2 protein-coding genes are annotated in these 1,683 nt (G+C 48.7%); both read right to left on the bottom strand.

The window, feature by feature from the left end:
• Window positions 1-92: 92 nt before the first annotated feature.
• A complete protein-coding gene (locus AC2FIT_RS22510; protein ID WP_496832643.1) occupies window positions 93-509 on the bottom strand; it encodes a c-type cytochrome in 417 nt (138 codons plus the stop codon).
• Window positions 510-928: 419 nt separating this feature from the next.
• Entirely contained in the window at window positions 929-1,267 is a 339-nt protein-coding gene (locus tag AC2FIT_RS22505; RefSeq protein ID WP_496832641.1) for a c-type cytochrome, read from the bottom strand.
• Between the last annotated feature and the right edge of the window lie 416 nt (window positions 1,268-1,683).

Genomic DNA, 1,683 nt, shown 5'->3' with positions numbered 1-1,683 from the left:
AGTGGTCATTCGTTGCTTCTTGGTAATTTCGGCACCCGTCCAACGCAGCATGGTGCAGCGCTCTTTAGCGCACTCAACTGCGGATCAGAACTTCACAGAACATAACGTTCCGGCTTCGGAGACTGAATACTCTCCAAATACACAGCAATTTCGATAAGTCTTGAAGGAATACGCGTAACCAAACCATTCCCCGTATCGAATTCGACAGTAGGGCCGTCGTTCAACTCGGTGATCATAGGCATGTCATCGCGAGGTTCTTGAACTTTCAAATAACCGTCCAAGATCGACATGACCTCGAGCATCGGCCACACGCCTCCCCTACGGTCGGAAATCTTTGTTAAATCAGCAGGATCAGTTTTCAAATCAGCTGCGTCAGGTCCTTTTCCAGATGCATCGATTCCGTGACATCTGGCGCAATGCTCAACAAAGAGGTCTTTGCCAAGGTCCGAATACTCGTCGGCCGCAGATATCGTTGCAACCGAAGAAATGCCCATGCTTGCAACGATCATGAAGTACCTCATAAGCCGGAGGTCCTTTGCTAAACGAGAGTTTACTACAACAAAAATGGACCGACATCTTCCCCCGGTCAACGTCGGTCCTTTACCATATAACATTTTCTATCCCGTGGCCCAAAACCGATTGATGGGGACAGGCAGCAGTGAGCCCAGAACAGCTGCACCATTTAACATTTGAAATTTAGCATTTGAACGCGTTCAACTCTTTGGCATAAATCATTATGTCAACTCGTATTTAGCCAGAACTGGGCTCGACTTGCCAATTCGGTCAAAAGATTTTGAGTAACTGCTTACGCATAGCAAACCACGGCGCTTCACAACGTTGGGTCTGCAATCGTCACAGGGTCAAAAAAGGTGCAAGTCCAGAACACCGGTAAACTGTCAATAGCTGATCTAACGCCAAGATCACTAGTCTACTGTTGGATGCTTTCTAAGAAGAACAATAAACCTGCTAATTCCCGCGGAGTGGGCGTCAAGACACCCTCGATTTCAACCGGAACCAGATCTTCTGCCATTTCCCCGCCAAACTCCGGCATAACCCGAGCAAGATGGCTGTTTTCTGGGTCGCCATAGATGTAGCTTAGTGCGCGTGCTTGAGGAAAATTGCCTCCGTTCTTCGCGCTCAATGTTGTCAAATCTGTTGGCGCAACGGAAAGACCGCTGCTTGCCGGGCCACCGCCTCTACCATCCACACCATGACAAGCAGCACAGTTTTCTGAGAAAAAGGCCGCCCCATCAGCGCGAGTGGGCATGACATCGGCGTCAGGATACAGATCCGTACACGACGCTGTGGCCAGAACAACAAATCCAGCCGATAGTATAACCCATCTTGTAGCGTGCATGCTCTACCCCGGTTTTTAATCCAGCCTACGGTCTATTGTAGCACATGGCAATGACAGCGACTGCCGTTAAAAATCAGGAAGGGTCAACTTTACAAAACTTTTACAAGGACTTGGACATTGCCGCTCACTATGGGCGGTGAAAGCTATTTCTAGACCTTCTATGTCTGTGGGCATTTCACTTTTGAGAATCTAAGCAAAGTATACGACAATCTGGATTGGGAGATCCAAACATGCTGGAAACCTCGTCCCGAATAGTTTGGCTCGAAGCGATTGGGGCGATCCTGATGATCCTACTGAGATCCAGGCTGCACTTTGCATTTGCTTTG

Source organism: Ruegeria sp. YTSA135 (assembly GCF_059610165.1).
This window is presented reverse-complemented; position numbering and strand designations above follow the sequence as displayed.